The organism is Spirulina sp. CS-785/01, from assembly GCF_028330525.1.
Taxonomy (GTDB): domain Bacteria; phylum Cyanobacteriota; class Cyanobacteriia; order Cyanobacteriales; family Spirulinaceae; genus JAQMSD01.
The window spans coordinates 44931-60421 of record NZ_JAQMSD010000120.1 but is presented as its reverse complement, the minus strand read 5'-3'; the positions used below and the strand labels follow the sequence as shown (position 1 = coordinate 60421).

Below are 15491 nucleotides of genomic sequence, written 5' to 3'. Positions count from 1 at the left end.
TTCCTCCCCCACCTGTTCCGAGGTGGGGGAGGAAAGCGGCTCTTTTGTTGAATAAATTGGGACAGGGAGAGATATCCTTTCTCAAGCGCGGAGACGCTCTACAAACAGGACTGGGGAGCATGGGGAGAGGGAAATAGGGGAGTATTAACACTATTGCCGTTGCTCATCCCTCGATAATTTCCAAAAACTCGACCGGAAAACCGGAGTATGTGGCACAATAAGAAACGATTAGTGATTGCATTTCGATTCAGGAGAGAATCCATTATGGCTCTGCAATTAGGCGATACAGTACCCGACTTTAAACAGTCCTCTAGCGAAGGGGACATTTCTTTTTATGATTGGGCGGGGGATAGCTGGGTGGTGTTATTCTCCCACCCCGCAGACTACACCCCGGTTTGCACCACGGAATTAGGAGAAGTAGCAAAACTCAAGCCAGAATTTGAGAAGCGTAATGCGAAAGTCATGGCCTTGAGTGTGGATGATGCGGACTCCCACCAAGGGTGGATTAATGATATCAATGAAACCCAAAGCACCACCCTTAATTATCCTATCTTGGCGGACGCAGATCAGAAGGTGTCTGGACTCTATGGGATGATTCACCCGAATATTAGCTCTAGTATTACGGTGCGAACCGTGTTTGTCATTGATCCCAGTAAAAAACTCCGTCTTACTATTACTTATCCCCCTAGCACTGGCCGCAACTTTGAAGAAATTTTGCGGGTGATTGACTCGTTACAATTAACGGACAATTATCAAGTGGCCACTCCGGTTAACTGGAAAGATGGGGATGACTGTGTGGTTGCTCCTTCTATCCCCACCGAAGAAGCGAAGCAGAAATTCCCCAAAGGGGTGAATGAGATTAAGTCTTATTTACGGATGACTCCTCAGCCGAATAAGTAGGGGTTGTCTGGAGATGTTGAACCACAGAGAACACGGAGAACACGGAGAAGGGGTCTTTTGGTCTCTGTGGTTTTTATGGGGGGTTTCTTTTAATATGGGTCTATGGTTTGAATTTGAGGGGAATATAAGGATGATTCCAGGTGAATTGTTGGTTAATGAGGGAGAGATTGAGTTAAATGCGGGTCGAGAAACGTTGACGGTGACTGTTGCCAATACGGGCGATCGCCCCATTCAAGTGGGGTCTCATTTCCATTTTTTTGAGGCCAATTCGGCGTTACAATTTGAGCGAGAGGCGACAAAGGGAATGCACCTGAATATCCCTGCTGGAACGGCCATTCGGTTTGAACCGGGGGATGAGAAGGAGGTGGAGTTAGTTCCCTATACAGGAAGTCGGGAAGTTTATGGGTTTAATGGTTTAGTCAATGGTGCGTGTTAATGGGACTACCGATAGACAGGTAACGTAAAATGGAACGAACTGCCAAAATTGGGGACACTATCCACCCAAATCTGTCCATAATGGGCTTGAATAATCTGACGACACAGGGATAATCCTATCCCATATCCCTCTTTCGCCTCATCCCGTTTAAGGCGAAAATGGCCATCAAAAATTTGCTCTTGCTGCTCCTCTGGAATACCTGGCCCCGTATCAGACACACTGATCTGTACTTTTTGTGTCGTGCGGTGCAACACCGAAACACTAAGCGTTCCCTGTTCCGGCGTGTATTTAATCGCATTCTCGATTAAATTGGTGAGAACTTGGCGAATGAGTTCTGCATCCGCATAAACCGGGGGAATATCTTGGGGGACATCCTTCTCGAAATTAAGGGCTTTGGTGGTCAGAGACTCGGTAAACTGTTGGAAAATATCCTCACAGAGATCAGGTAAATGCACATTTTGTAACTTTAAATTCAGTGAACTCGCCCCTTTCGCCGTTTGTAAAATATCCGTGATCATCCGATTCATCACCCGAAACTGGGTGCGGGCCTGCTTGTAGAGTTGACCCATTAATTCGCTGGCTTTTTCCGAGTCCGGTTGATTTTGGGCTAGTTCTAGGGTCTCCACTGCAATAGACGCGGCAGTGAGAGGACTCCGTAAGTCATGGGCTAACATGGCCACCACTTGGTCTTTAAACTGTAACTGCTCCCGTAACTCCTGATTTTCTTTTTTGAGGCGGAAAATTTCCTCAGTTAAATAAATGTTGTCTGGGGAATAACCATTACCATTTTTCCCGTTTTCTACATCGTGAGCGTTGTCAGGTTGTGATAACCCTTTTTCGAGAACCTCTTGCTGTCGTTGAGCTTCTTCTTTCCACTGTTGCCACAACCGTCTTAACTGAGCCACTAGACTGCTTCCTACTAACACCTGTCTGGGTTCGGGAAACAATTTGACTAGGGAAGGATTCGCCACTAGGCGAAAATGCTCCACTAAATCGGGACGCTCTTTCACTTCGATAATCTGAAGCTCAAAAGGATAGTCCTCTTTGAGGGTTTGGAGATAGCTTTCCACTTGTTGAGTCTGTTCCTGAGAACGAGAGCGTTCATCGACAAATAGTAAAAGCTGTAAGGCTTTGGGGGTATTGAGGGAAACCTCTGGATTCACTGATTTACCGTTGTTGCCATGGTTGTATTGCAGCACGGGACTAGGGTGCGAAGTTGCTGGAGTCACAGGTATTGACTGATGAGTTACAGCCAGAAAATATATCTAGTTAATAATATCTTAATATCTTTTTTAGCAACTGAGGAGTCATTTAATGAGAAGGAAGTCTATTTTTGGCGTTTCGGAGGTTCGCTTAAACTTTAAAATAGGATAAATTTTGTTTGGCGAGAAGGTGTGTATCCCCAGCGAGCGATCGCAAGATAACATCTTTCTATCTGTTCAATTTCCCATCCTGTTGACCCCAAAGAATTATTATGGCTCTTGGCTACCTTGCCCTTGTTCTTCATGCTCATCTGCCCTTTGTCCGTCACCCAGAGAGTGATTACGTTCTTGAGGAAGAATGGCTCTTTGAAGCCATTACCGAAACCTACGTCCCCCTGATCCAAATTTTTGAGGGGTTAAAGCGGGACGGGGTAGAATTCCAAATCACCATGAGTTTGACCCCTCCCTTGGTGTCCATGCTTCGAGACCCTCTCTTACAAGACCGTTACGACCAACACCTCAAACTTCTCCAAGACCTCGCCGAAAAAGAAATTGAACGCAACAAGCATCACGGTCATCTCAAGTATCTGGCAGAACATTACGCCCAAGAATTTCAAGGAGTCCGACAAACCTGGGAGAAGTACGACGGGGACTTAGTAACCGCCTTTAAACAATTTCTCGACAGTAATAATCTCGAAATTATTACCTGTGGTGCGACCCACGGTTACTTCCCCTTAATGAAAATGTACCCCCAAGCGGTCTGGGCCCAACTTGAAGTCGCGTGTCAACATTACGAGGACACCTTTGGCCGCCCTCCCAAAGGCATCTGGTTGCCCGAATGCGCCTATTATAACGGTTTAGAACGGATGATAGCCGATGCCGGCCTCCGTTATTTTCTCACCGATGGTCATGGGGTTCTCTATGCCCGACCGCGGCCTCGCTTTGGCAGTTATGCCCCTATTTTCACCGAAACCGGAGTGGCCGTCTTTGGGCGAGATCAGGAATCTTCTCAACAGGTGTGGTCGTCCCAAGTTGGGTATCCCGGCGACCCAGTATATCGAGAATTCTACAAAGATTTAGGCTGGGAAGCCGAATACGAGTACATCAAACCCTACATTATGCCCAACGGTCAACGGAAAAATACGGGCATTAAATATCACAAAATTACCAGTCGCATGGCAGACTTAGGCCGGAAAGATTTATATGATCCCTACTGGGCTAAGGAAAAGGCCGCCGAACACGCGGGGAATTTTGTCTTTAACCGAGAGCAGCAAATTCGCTATCTCTCTAGCGTCATGCAGCGTCCTCCCTTGGTGGTGTCCCCCTACGATGCAGAGTTATTTGGTCATTGGTGGTATGAAGGGCCCCGTTTTTTAGATTATCTATTCCGAAAAAGTTGGTTTGATCAACAGAGTTACGGGATGATCCATTTAGCCAACTATCTCCAACAAGAACCTACCCAACAGGTGAGTCATCCGGCCCAGTCCAGTTGGGGATATAAAGGGTTTCATGAGTTTTGGATGAATGAGACCAATGCTTGGGTTTATCCCCACCTCCACAAAGCAACCGAACGGATGATCGAATTAAGTCGTCGGGAGGCTACCGATGAGTTAGAGAAACGGGCGTTAAATCAGGCTGCACGGGAGTTATTATTGGCGCAATCTTCAGATTGGGCGTTTATCATGCGGACGGGAACAATGGTTCCTTATGCAGTACGACGCACGCGATCGCATTTAATGCGGTTTAATAAACTCTACGAGGATATTGGTCACGGAAAAATTGATTCCGGTTGGTTAGAAAAAGTGGAGTTAATCGACAATATCTTCCCCAATCTCGACTATCGCACCTACCGACCACTTGATCCATGAACAATTAACAATTAACAATTAGCAATTAACAATAAACAATTAATAATTTGTTGTTGGTTCTTGGTTGTTGGTTGTTATTTTTTGTGGGTTTCAACTAGACTTGCTGCTTTGTGTCCTTTGTGTCTTGGTGGTTCACCAATTACCAATTACCAATTACCAATTACCAATCAACTCTCCAATTCTTCCTCATTGGACTCCTCAGCAAAACTCCCGAAACGGGGTTGGGGGGGAATAGCAGCGATAATTGCATCAATCACTTTGCCCACAGCGACAATTTCAATACCAATATCATCCGCGTAGGCTTGACCTTTAGGAACGATCGCCCGTTTAAATCCCAGTTTGGCCGCCTCTTTTAACCGGAGTTCCATTTGGGACACTAAACGCACTTGCCCCCCTAACCCAACCTCACCAATTAAGACAGTCCGGGCATCCACAATGCGATCGCGGAAACTAGCCACCACGGCCACGGCCACCCCTAAATCAGCCGCAGGTTCATTCACCCCTAACCCCCCTGCCGAGGCCACATAGGCATCTAATTTAGACAGGGGAATCCCCACCCGTTTTTCTAAAACCGCTAAAATTTGCTGGAGACGACTATAATCAACCCCCGTGGTGGACCGACGGGGGGAAGTGTAACTGGTGGGACTGACTAAGGCTTGTAACTCCACCACAATGGGACGAGTCCCTTCACAAGCGACCACCGTGGCCGTACCGGGGGCCGGGTCTTCTCGATTGCCCAAGAATAACTCAGAGGGGTTTTCCACTTCTCGTAAACCATGTTCCACCATCTCAAAAATGCCGATTTCGTGGGTAGCCCCGAAGCGGTTTTTCACGGACCGGAGGAGACGGTGAGAGGCGTAGCGATCGCCCTCAAAATATAATACCGTATCGACTAAATGCTCTAGGACACGGGGCCCAGCGATCGCCCCCTCTTTAGTCACGTGACCCACAATTAACAGGGTAATATTCTCTCGCTTGGCCACCTGCATCAAGGCCGAGGTACATTCCCGCACCTGGGCTACCGAACCGGGGGCCGAACTCAAGGAAGCGAAATATAATGTTTGAATACTATCAATGACCGCCGCATGGGGTTTCAAGGACTCCAACTCCCGTAAAATCTCCTCTAAATCCGTCTCGGCCAAAACATAGAGGTTAGAATCGGTGGAGAAGGATTCGAGAGCCTCTGGTTGCTCTGGAGGGGAGGGATGATGGCCATTAGAATTCGACTTCCCATTAGACTGTCCATTACTGGCCCCTTGAACCGGAGTCGTCCCCACCCCCAAGCGTCCGGCCCGCAACTTCACCTGTTGTCCCGACTCCTCCGCACTCACATAGAGCATCCGGTGTTGTTTTGCCAACTGGTTCGCCGTTTGTAATAATAAAGTCGATTTCCCAATCCCTGGATCACCGCCAATTAACACCAATGCCCCAGGGACCACCCCTCCCCCTAACACCCGGTCTAACTCCCCATACCCAGAGGGAAAACGCTGTTGGGCTTCCTCGACTATTTCTGAAAAGCGTTTTGAGGCGCGAGGTTCAGCCTTTCCGCCAGCTTTCTGATTCTGTTGTTTTTGCCCTTGCCATCCCGTGCGACTATTCACCCCCCCTGATTGAACCACCTGTTCTTCTAATGAGCCATAAGTCCCACAACTGGGGCATTTCCCAAACCACTGGGGAGAATCCGAGCCACATTCATTGCAGATATAAATCGTGCGGGATTTCGGCATAGCAATTGAGGCAATATGCAGGTCTTCCTACATTTAATCGTATTTTTCTCTCGTTCAGTGGGATTTACTGAAAAAAGTGTCAGGTTTTCTTGGAAGTATCGGGAGTGTTTGGAGTTGATAGTTGATAGTTGATAGGGGAGTCGGGAATTGGGAGTCGGGAATTGGGAGTCGGGAGATGGGGGAGATGGGGGATAACCCATTAGCCATTACCCAAATAATGACGAATGACTCAAAACCCGTCAAAATAGTAAGCTAGAGACCTTGAAACACTAATAAGGGAAAAATTATTATGACTGTTGCACAAACGTCGGCACGGGACTTTTTTCGGTCTGCTTATGACAATCGCTACACTTGGGATCACAGTTTTCCGGGATATACCGCAGATGTTACTTATAAGACGGGTGACAAGACGTTCACCGGGAAAGCAAAGGTGACTCCTGAGTTAAAGGGTGAAGTCTCCGGAATTGAGGATGAAGCCGCCGAGAAAGCTATTGCAAACCAACTTTGGGAAGTAGCCATTCACCGCATCCGCCGGGACTTTGAGCAAACCCATGGGGCTAATACGTTTTCCTATGGGGAGACGGATGAGAATGGGGAAGTTGAGATTATTATGGGCGGTAAAGCGGAAGGCGATCGCTATAAAGTCAAAGATAATGTGGTGTCCATGGTTCACCGTCACATTCACGGGGTTGTCGTCACCATTCACACTTTCAGCACCCACGACACGGGAGAGGGCTATTTATCCCATCGTTATGATTCAGTCTATCACGACCCCAAAACCGGGGAACAACGGGGCGGTCATAGCGTGTTTGAGGATGATTACGAAAAGGTGGGCGATTATTTTATTCTCAGTCGTCGTTTTGTGAAGACGGAGACGGAGAAAGGGGAAGAAACCCAAGAGTTTGTGTTCTCCAATATTGAATTATCGTCTTAGGATTGAGTTCTCCACGTTGTTCAAAACGTGGATTCCAACTGGATTCCTGTAGGGTGGGCCAGGTTACTCAAGGCTAAGGGATGCTCTAAACCTGCCTACCCTAGAGGTGATGATGGGCTTTACGCCGCGCGATCGCGTTTCAGCATCAAACTAGCCACTACAATACCAATAATCGCCAATCCCGCCATAGGATAAAACGCATAGGTATAACTCCCAAACCAATCCCGCATTTGTCCGGCCACAAGCGTTCCTAATAACGCCCCCACCCCATAGGCCGTAAACACAATCCCGTAATTTTGGGCGTAATCTTCAGGATTAAACAATTGTAGGGTTAGCGTGGGTGCGATCGCCAACCAGCCCCCTAAACAAAACCAAAACAGACCAAAAGCAATTAAGTAGGTCGCCACTTGGCCTTCCCCTGCATTCACCATCAAAATACAAGCAATTAAAATCAAGGTATAAGCTCCAATCACCACATACCGAGGTTTAAAGCGGTCTGCTAGCCAGCCAAACAAAGGACGACTCCCCCCATTAAACAGGGCAAATAACGCCACACTTCTCGCCGCTACTCCGGGATCAATTTCGATAATTTCCTGACCCACTGGACTAGAAATGCCAATGGCACTCAATCCCACAAACGTGCCGATGGTATAACAAATCCACAACCCGTAAAAGGAGGGGCTTTTCAGCAAATTGGTTGGATAGGTGGTTGTGGCGGGAATTGCGGTGGTTGTGGTTCGCTTTTGGGAGGGTTGCCATTCTTTAGGGGGTAATTTCATCGTGGTGGCGATGGCCAGAATAATGAGGATAAAGGCAATTCCTAAAATGAATAAGCTGGATTGGACTCCGTAAGCATCAATTAAACTTTTAGCGAGGGGAGCAGTAATTAAGGGAGATAACCCAAACCCCACTAGGGTTAACCCCACTGTCAGCCCTTTTTTATCGGGAAACCAACGGGCAACCACCACCATCGGCACACCATAAGTAATACCCACTCCGATCCCTGCAATCATGCCATAGGAGAGGGTCATGGTCATAATATTCCCCGCAAAGTTGGAGAGAATGTAGCCTAAACCAACCACAACTCCGCCAATGGCCGTCATTACACGAGTCCCAACACGAGGAATATAAAATCCGGCAATGGGCATCAGTAGCGCGTAACAGAAAAGAGCTACGGTGTAGGGTAACAGGCTTTCTGTGGCAGTCAAACCCAGTTGTGTTTCTAGGGGGTTTCTAAAGATGCTCCAAGAGTAAACTGTCCCCAAACAGAGTAAAATGGTCATTCCGAGGGGAATGAGTAGCCATCTTCCCTGCTCTGCGGGGAGTCCTAACACTTTCAATGTTGAATTATCGGAGGTAATTGTCATCAGCGACACTCCTTGATGAAATCATTAATACAAAAAAATTATCCTCGTGCTTGAGAACAATTGAAAACTCTTTCAAGTCGTCTTATTTCTACCTACTCTCTTTAATAAATGCTGTAATGGCTTATACGCATTTGTAATTAAGATCAATTTAAGATTTCAGCCAGAAGGGAGCAGGGAAACACGGAACAAAAAATCGAAAAGATACAGCAATTGACTTCTAATACCAAATCGGGTAAATCATGATAGGTTCGTAGTCAGCTCTTTAGAGCTTAAAAACTGACAATAAATCAGTAACCTTTCCTCATTTTATAATCGCATCCTACGTAGGTTCGTAGTCAGCTCTTTAGAGCTTAAAAACTGACAATAAATTAGTAACCTTTCCTCATTTTATAATCGCATTCTACTCAATTCTACTGTAATTTTGCCACTAAAATTCGGGATTGGTGCAGCTAGTTTACTGAGGCGAATTTGCACTTGTTCAAGACGAGAATCAGAGGCTAAAATTTGCTCTAGAATTACTGTGGCCAAACGTTCAATGAGGCTATATTTTTGCTGTTCAATGATGGTTTGGGTAATAGTAATTGCGCTTCGATAATCAAAAGTTGCGGCTAAACTATCACATTCTCCTGCTTTTGTCAAGTCCAAGAACAAAATCAAATCCACCTCAAACCATTGTCCCAAAACCTGTTCTTCCGGTAAATCCCCACTATACCCATAACCCCGAATTCCAGTAACATGGATTTTATCTTGGGTTGGTTGTTGGTTGTGGGTTGTCGGTTGTTGTTTGTTGCTCAAAATATCAATTGTTAATTGTTAATTGTTAATTGTTCTATGGGTAAACGGTTTCGCATTTTCTCCGGAATAGGTAGCTGCGATGTGGCCATCTCCGACTAACTGATATTTATATGTTACTAACCCTTCTAATCCTACCGGGCCTCTGGGAGGCATTTGTTGGGTACTAATTCCGACTTCGGCCCCAAACCCGTAACGAAACCCGTCTGAAAAGCGAGTAGAACAATTATGAAACACTCCCGCAGCATCCACGCTTTTGAGGAATTTGTGGGCTGTATCGGGGTTTTGAGTAATAATGCTGTCGGTATGTTTCGATCCGTAGGTGTTGATATGGCCAATGGCATCCTCTAGAGATTCTACCACCCGAATGGAGAGAACCAGATCACTGTACTCCGTTGACCAGTCTTCTGGGGTTGCTTGGGGGATAGAGAGGAATTCTAAACTGCGATCGCACCCTCGCAATTCTACCCCATTTTCCTGTAACGCGATCGCCACTTGAGGTAAAAATTCCCCAGCCACCTGTTGATGAACCAACAACGTCTCCACCGCATTACAGGCCGCAGGATATTGCACCTTAGCATCCACTGTAACATCCACCGCTTGCTTTAAATCCGCCGCCGCATCCACATAAACATGACAAATACCATCCGCATGGCCTAACACCGGAATGCGCGTATTTTCCTGTACATAGCGTACAAAAGAATTAGACCCTCTGGGAATAATTAAATCCACTTCCTCATCCAATGCTAATAACTCCCGAATTTCCTCACGGGTCGTTAAAAGTTGCACAACATTAGGATTAATATTCGTCTGACTCAATGCGTCACGGATAACACGGGTTAAAGTTTGACAAGACTGGATGGCCTCTTTCCCCCCTTTAAGAATCACCCCATTGCCCGATTTAACCGCCAATGCGGTAATCTGAATAAGAGCTTCCGGTCTAGCCTCAAAAATAATGCCTAACACCCCTAACGGACAAGTTACCCGTTTCAGGACTAACCCTTCATCTAACTCCCGATGAATTTGCATTTGACCCACCGGATCGGCTAAATTAGCCACATCTCGGACTCCGGCAATAGTGGCCTTTAATTTAGTTTCGCTTAACTTGAGACGGGCGTATAATGCAGAGGAGATGCCGTCTTGTTCCGCGTTTGCACAGTCGGTTTGGTTTGCGGCTACAATGTCTTCACTCGCTGCGGTTAAAGCATCGGCAATAACATTTAATGCTGCATTGCGATCTTCTGTTGATAATACCGCTAATTGTCGCGCTGCGGCCTTGGTTTGTTGTGCAGTTTCACGAGTTGTCGGAGAAATATCTGTAGCAACCATTTTTGTTTTGTTATTTGTTGTTGGTTATTTCTGAAAAAGGGAACAGGGAACTCCGGAACTGGGAATAGGAACAGTAACCAATCCTTTATTATCAACTCTCCACGTTGTTGGTTCTTGGCATTATAGTGGGCAAGATGCCCAAACTACAAGCATTATCTCACAATCAGGGGTGCATACTATCCCCGAATACTGATCTCCCCCATCTCTGTGGTTCAACATCCATTATCACAATTCTCCCCCGATAGGACAAAATGGCCTATAGCAAAAGACCAACCATGACCCATGACCACAGAAAAACGCCAAAAAGAACTAAAATCTTTGATTGAGAAACTAGGACTCCCGGCTAATTCTCCGGTGGACTGGGGACTCCTCGATCTAGCTCTCACTCATTCTAGTGCAGACCGGAAGCAAAATTATGAGCAGTTGGAGTTTGTGGGGGATGCGGTGGTTCGTTTAGCGGCCTCGGAAGTGTTGTTGGAGACGTATCCCAATGCTCCTGTGGGGGAGTTTACTGCAATTCGGTCTGTTTTAGTGAGCGATCGCAGTTTAGCAGCTTTGGGAGACAATTATGGCCTCGACCGTTATTTAAAAGTTGCAGGAGGGGCCGTCACTGACCGCAATGGACGACAATCACGCCTTGCAGATGCCTTTGAAGCGGTTTTAGGCGCACTCTACCTCAGTACCCATTCTATGGATTTAGTTCGCAGTTGGCTAGATTCTGTCCTCTTGTCTCACGCCAAAAAAGTCCGTCAAGACCCGGCGTTTTATAATTATAAAGATGCGCTACAGGAATGGAGTCAAGGGCAGTATAAAATTAGGCCGGAATATCGGGTCTATGAAACCGAGAATAATCATAACCCGACGGAACGCTTTACGGCAGAGGTTTGGTTGCGCGATCGCTATTTAGGAACAGGCATTGGTCAATCTAAAAAGGCCGCAGAACAGGCCGCAGCTAAAGTTGCCTATTTATCCGTCAACTCTCAAGTTAAAACGCCTACTTCAGGAGTGGTGATGGGGAATGGGTAATGAGTGATATAGCGTCACATCATCAACTCTAACGTTAAATTTGCAGCAACTTGGGCTAATTTATCAATATCCCGTGTATCCGCGAGATAAGGCATTGTGCCTAAGACTTGGACTTGGGTTAACGACTCAATTAACTCTATCGGAGTCCATTGCGCTTGTTGTTCGGCAGTCACCTCTTGTACACAATTTAAAACAATTCCGGCAATTTCTAATTTCATCTGTCGTGCTAATGCGACATTCGCCACTACTTGAGAAATTGCTCCTAACTTGACCGGAACTACTAAAATCGTCCGCATTTGCCACGCTGCGCCAATTTCAGCCACTGTTAACTCCCAAGTGACGGGAGACCCTAACCCCCCCAATGCTTCTACAATGACAAAATCTCGGTCTTGTTGGAGGTACTGATAGGTTTGCCAGATGGGGGCTAAATCAATGGTTTGCCCTTCTCGTTCCGCCGCAATGGGAGGGGCTACGGGAGTTTTAAAAACTAGGGGGGCGATGGTTTCTGGGGGTTGGGGGAGGGTAAATAGGTCTTGATATAACTCGCGATCGCCCTCTCCCGTTTGTAATAATTTCATTAACCCCAACCGATCTAAGGTTTTGTAGGTTTGCCAGTAGGCCACCAATGCAGTGGTGAGTACCGTTTTACCCACTTCGGTATCTGTTCCTGTAATTAAAAGGGGTTTCACTGTTCTTTCACTCCCAAACGCAGACTAAAATCAGTATCTTCTCTCGAAACTACATCAATTTTATAATCTCCCGATCGCGGTGCTTTTCCCTGCCACGACAGTACATTATTTGCTCTCCCGACGGTTTGCCCGTTGGGATACCGGAGGTTTAAGGAAACTCGTCCCGATAAAACGACTACACTCAGCACTTGTCCTTTTTCTAAATACAGCAAATATCGTTGGGTCACATCTGAGGAAGTATGACCCCCAATATCCCGCATTTCTACATTAGGAGTCACTCTTAAGGGTTCAATATTATAGCTGGTTTCTGTTGCAGTGGGACTGGGACTAGGAGATGGAGTGGGAGACGGACTGGGAGAGGGAGACGGACTGGGAGAGGGGTCAATGTCTGGGGTTAGAGACAAGCGCAAATCATAGGCTATCCTTTCGTTGTCTGTTCCCGATATAGAGCGAACCTCCACCGTATAATTACCATTTTGGGGGACTGTTCCCATCCAAGTTTGTACCCCTTGGACAATTTCTTGGTCATTGGGGTTACGGAGGGTGAATTCCGTCCCATTGCTATCGAGAATAATATTTAAAGTCTGTCCTTGTTCAGCATTGAAAAAATAACGCTGAGTCTCATTGGGGGATAACTCACCTTGTTCTGCAAACGGTTCATCTGGGGCCAGTTGAATGCGTTTTTCCGAGAATTGGGGGGAGGGAGAGGGGGAGGGAGAGGGAGAGGGACTAGGGGAGGGAGACGGGGAAAACGTCACCGTTTCTCTGGGGGTGGGAGAAGGAGAGGGAGGGTTTTGAGTGGTAACGCGATCGCGCAATAAAAAACTCACCAGGGCCCAAGTCCCCAACCCCGCTAACACACTGACCAACAGCGTTAACCCCACCACCTTTAACAACACATTCTCCTCCTCGGTCGGGGGTTGAAAAGGAATCACAGGACTGCGATTTTGGGATTGAGGATTAGGTCGTGGGGAGGGAGCATCTGGCCGCCGTCCCACCGCCATCGTCGCCATTTGGGACATCTCTTGACCTGGGGAGGGTTGAGGCTGTTGGGGCGGTGCAGGAGGGGTTTGTAGGGCTTTTAACGCCTGTTCTGCTGAAGAAAAGCGATCGCCCGGTCGATAACTCAACATTCGCTCTAAAACCTCAGCAAACTCCTCACTCAACGTCACCCACTCCGACCAATCCCACCCTAACTGATCCTCATCAAACAACGCTTGGGGGTCTTGTCCCGTCAACAACACCAAGGCCGTCACCGCTAAACTATACAAATCACTACTGGGATAAGCATTCCCCGTTTGAATTTGCTCACTAGGAGCATACCCCACCTTACCCACAATCGTACCCCCCTCTCCCGTCGGGGACTGAATACGGGTGGCCAACTCCTTCACCACCCCAAAATCAATCAACACAGGCAACCCATCCGACTCCCGCAACATCACATTACTCGGTGAAATATCCCGATGAATTACATTGCGGTTATGGAGATGACTCAACAAGGGTAACAACTGCTCAACAATCCCTCGCACCTCCCCTTCCTCAAAGGTTTCTCCCTTCACCATACGCTCTTGCAAATGTTCCCGGAGTGACTTCCCCTCAATATAATCTTGGACAATAAACAACCGTCCCTCCGCCTCAAACGTCGCCTGAAATTGGGGGACTTGGGGATGGTTAATTTGGTACAAAACCGCCGCCTCCCGTTGAAACAGTTCCTTGGATTTTTCCAAAGCAAAGGGCGAATCATCATAGGGGACAAGCTCTTTCAACACACAATGCTCTTGGAAGCGAGCTTGATCCACCGCCAAGTAAGTTCGTCCAAATCCCCCTTGTCCCAAGAGGCGGATCAGGCGATACCGTTGATTTAAAATCGTGTTTGGTGTCAGGGGGGGTTGCATTTGTATCGTTCCAAAATCTATCTTGAGTAAACTGTTGGTGAATGATCCCACCAGGGAGAATTACATCCGTATTTTTGCTGAAATTATGAAAACTTCATTATTTTTCGCTCATCATAGCGTTTAAATTTTTGTCTTTCCCCAAGCTCTCCCAGTGAAAATGGTAAGATGACCAAGAGATGAGGTTCAAAAATCTGCCGTGAGCCGTACTGCAACACTTAATCTTCAGCCAACGCTAACTCCTCTTTCTGATAATAATCGTTTGCGGTTATTTTCGGGTTCAGCCAATGCCCCCCTCGCGCAAGAAATTGCTCGCTACTTGGGAATGGACTTAGGCCCGATGGTCCGCAAACGGTTTGCCGATGGGGAAATGTATGTACAAATCCAAGAATCTATTCGGGGGTGTGATGTCTATTTAATTCAGCCTTGCTGCCATCCGGTCAATGATCATTTAATGGAATTATTAATTATTATTGATGCCTGTCGTCGCGCTTCAGCCCGACAAATTACGGCAGTGATTCCTTATTATTGTTACGCTAGGGCCGACCGGAAAAACGCTGGCCGTGAGTCCATTACCGCTAAACTGGTGGCCAATTTGATGACCCAAGCAGGGGCCAATCGTATTGTGGCTATGGATTTACATTCGGCCCAAATTCAGGGCTATTTTGATATCCCCTTTGATCATGTCTATGGTTCACCTGTCATTCTCAATTATCTTGCGAGTAAGCAATTAGAGGATTTAGTGGTGGTGTCTCCAGATGTCGGAGGAGTGGCCCGCGCCAGAGCTTTTGCCAAAAAACTTAATGATGCACCCCTCGCTATTATTGACAAACGTCGTCAAGCACATAATGTCGCGGAAGTGATGAATGTTATTGGCGATGTCAAGGGAAAAACGGCGGTTTTAGTCGATGACATGATTGATACTGCCGGAACAATTTGCGAAGGGGCCCGCTTTTTACGGGAAGAAGGGGCCCGCCAAGTCTATGCTTGTGCCACCCATGCGGTTTTCTCTCCTCCTGCTTTAGAACGACTGTCTAGTGGGGTTTTTGAGGAAGTTATTGTCACGAATACTATTCCTCTCCCTGAACATCAGCACTTTGAACAGTTACGAGTGTTATCGGTGGCCAATTTAATTGGGGAAACCATTTGGCGCATTCACGAAGACAGTTCGGTGAGCAGTATGTTTCGATAAGGGGTAATGGGTAATGGGTAATGGGTAATTTTGACTTTCCTATTCCTAGTCCCAGAAACCCGGTTTCTCTGGCCAACTGGGGGAGAAACCCTAAGATTTGGTTAAGAAACCGGGTTTCTCCCCTGTGCCATTTCCAT

General features: G+C 47.0%; 12 protein-coding genes and 1 pseudogene. 6 read left to right on the top strand and 7 right to left on the bottom strand.

The annotated features are described in order from the left end of the window. Nucleotides 1-264 precede the first annotated feature (264 nt). A complete protein-coding gene (locus PN462_RS07365) occupies nt 265-900 on the top strand; it encodes a peroxiredoxin (protein WP_272127405.1) in 636 nt (211 codons plus the stop codon). Between the two features lie 130 nt (nt 901-1030). Further along, the gene (locus tag PN462_RS07360; protein WP_443029093.1) at nt 1031-1336 is read left to right on the top strand and encodes an urease subunit beta; all 306 of its coding nucleotides are present in this window, start codon (nt 1031-1033) and stop codon (nt 1334-1336) included. Nucleotides 1337-1341: 5 nt separating this feature from the next. Here the strand turns inward: PN462_RS07360 and PN462_RS07355 are convergent, their stop codons facing one another. Beyond that, nucleotides 1342-2499 (bottom strand): histidine kinase, encoded by a 1158-nt coding sequence (locus PN462_RS07355; RefSeq protein WP_443029095.1) that lies wholly within the window; start codon nt 2497-2499, stop codon nt 1342-1344. A gap of 311 nt (nt 2500-2810) precedes the next feature. Between PN462_RS07355 and PN462_RS07350 the strand changes: the two genes are divergently transcribed. Then, a complete protein-coding gene (locus PN462_RS07350) occupies nt 2811-4406 on the top strand; it encodes a glycoside hydrolase family 57 protein (protein WP_272127403.1) in 1596 nt (531 codons plus the stop codon). A gap of 167 nt (nt 4407-4573) precedes the next feature. Here the strand turns inward: PN462_RS07350 and radA are convergent, their stop codons facing one another. Beyond that, complete coding sequence (gene radA / locus PN462_RS07345) at nt 4574-6133, bottom strand: DNA repair protein RadA (protein ID WP_272127402.1); 1560 nt, start codon at nt 6131-6133, stop codon at nt 4574-4576. A gap of 289 nt (nt 6134-6422) precedes the next feature. Between radA and PN462_RS07340 the strand changes: the two genes are divergently transcribed. Next, nucleotides 6423-7067: a DUF3386 domain-containing protein gene (locus PN462_RS07340; protein WP_272127401.1), complete on the top strand. Its 645-nt coding sequence runs from the start codon at nt 6423-6425 to the stop codon at nt 7065-7067. Nucleotides 7068-7186: 119 nt separating this feature from the next. Here PN462_RS07340 and PN462_RS07335 read toward each other — a convergent pair whose 3' ends face one another. From PN462_RS07335 to PN462_RS07325, 3 genes and pseudogenes are all read right to left on the bottom strand, one after another. After that, on the bottom strand, nt 7187-8434 hold the full coding sequence (locus PN462_RS07335; RefSeq protein WP_272127400.1) for an L-lactate MFS transporter: 1248 nt from the start codon (nt 8432-8434) through the stop codon (nt 7187-7189). Between the two features lie 387 nt (nt 8435-8821). Beyond that, nucleotides 8822-9229 (bottom strand): dihydroneopterin aldolase, encoded by a 408-nt coding sequence (gene folB / locus PN462_RS07330; RefSeq protein WP_272127399.1) that lies wholly within the window; start codon nt 9227-9229, stop codon nt 8822-8824. 18 nt (nt 9230-9247) lie between these two features. After that, nucleotides 9248-10558 (bottom strand): annotated as a pseudogene (locus PN462_RS07325) (glutamate-5-semialdehyde dehydrogenase); the annotation flags it as partial. A gap of 279 nt (nt 10559-10837) precedes the next feature. On the opposite strand from PN462_RS07325, the gene rnc reads away from it, so the two are divergent. Beyond that, nucleotides 10838-11581 (top strand): ribonuclease III, encoded by a 744-nt coding sequence (gene rnc, locus PN462_RS07320; protein ID WP_272127397.1) that lies wholly within the window; start codon nt 10838-10840, stop codon nt 11579-11581. A 14-nt stretch (nt 11582-11595) separates the two neighbouring features. Here rnc and bioD read toward each other — a convergent pair whose 3' ends face one another. Continuing rightward, nucleotides 11596-12270: a dethiobiotin synthase gene (gene bioD, locus PN462_RS07315; RefSeq protein WP_272127396.1), complete on the bottom strand. Its 675-nt coding sequence runs from the start codon at nt 12268-12270 to the stop codon at nt 11596-11598. Further along, complete coding sequence (locus tag PN462_RS07310) at nt 12267-14165, bottom strand: serine/threonine-protein kinase (protein WP_272127395.1); 1899 nt, start codon at nt 14163-14165, stop codon at nt 12267-12269. Before PN462_RS07310 ends, bioD begins: the two co-directional genes overlap by 4 nt. Nucleotides 14166-14361: 196 nt before the next feature. Between PN462_RS07310 and PN462_RS07305 the strand changes: the two genes are divergently transcribed. After that, entirely contained in the window at nt 14362-15354 is a 993-nt protein-coding gene (locus PN462_RS07305) for a ribose-phosphate pyrophosphokinase (RefSeq protein ID WP_272127394.1), read from the top strand. Nucleotides 15355-15491: the final 137 nt, after the last annotated feature.

What these genes read in the sequence shown, in the direction of transcription:
- PN462_RS07335 (WP_272127400.1), bottom strand. Translation starts at nt 8,434, where the DNA reads ATGACAATTACCTCCGATAATTCAACATTGAAAGTGTTAGGACTCCCC.
- rnc (WP_272127397.1), top strand. Translation starts at nt 10,838, where the DNA reads ATGACCACAGAAAAACGCCAAAAAGAACTAAAATCTTTGATTGAGAAA.
- PN462_RS07365 (WP_272127405.1), top strand. Translation starts at nt 265, where the DNA reads ATGGCTCTGCAATTAGGCGATACAGTACCCGACTTTAAACAGTCCTCT.
- PN462_RS07340 (WP_272127401.1), top strand. Translation starts at nt 6,423, where the DNA reads ATGACTGTTGCACAAACGTCGGCACGGGACTTTTTTCGGTCTGCTTAT.
- radA (WP_272127402.1), bottom strand. Translation starts at nt 6,133, where the DNA reads ATGCCGAAATCCCGCACGATTTATATCTGCAATGAATGTGGCTCGGAT.
- PN462_RS07350 (WP_272127403.1), top strand. Translation starts at nt 2,811, where the DNA reads ATGGCTCTTGGCTACCTTGCCCTTGTTCTTCATGCTCATCTGCCCTTT.
- PN462_RS07310 (WP_272127395.1), bottom strand. Translation starts at nt 14,165, where the DNA reads ATGCAACCCCCCCTGACACCAAACACGATTTTAAATCAACGGTATCGC.
- PN462_RS07360 (WP_443029093.1), top strand. Translation starts at nt 1,031, where the DNA reads ATGATTCCAGGTGAATTGTTGGTTAATGAGGGAGAGATTGAGTTAAAT.